Source organism: Streptomyces sp. SID3212 (genome assembly GCF_009865405.1).
Lineage (GTDB): Bacteria > Actinomycetota > Actinomycetes > Streptomycetales > Streptomycetaceae > Streptomyces.
In genome coordinates this window covers 1-231 of the sequence record NZ_WWJY01000858.1, presented here as the reverse complement: position 1 = coordinate 231, position 231 = coordinate 1, and the positions used below count along the sequence as shown (strand labels likewise).

Sequence of the window (231 nt, the reverse complement as noted above, 5' to 3'; positions counted from 1 at the left end):
GACGCCCTCACGCATCTGGATCCTGGCGGTACTCGCCTTCATGCTGATGCTCAGCGAAGGCGTGGCCAACGACTGGAGCGTCCTCCATGTGAAGGACGTCCTCGGAGCGCCCGCCTCCACGGCCGCACTCGCGTACGGCGCGTTCGCCACGGCCATGACCGCCGGCCGCCTGCTCACCGACCGGGTGGCGGCGCGGGTGGGCCCGGCCGCCGTCCTGCGGTACGGGTCGGC

1 pseudogene is annotated in these 231 nt (G+C 72.7%); it reads left to right on the top strand.

Features of this window, described 5'->3' with window-relative positions:
* A pseudogene (locus GT042_RS25815) lies at positions 1–231 on the top strand (MFS transporter); the annotation flags it as partial.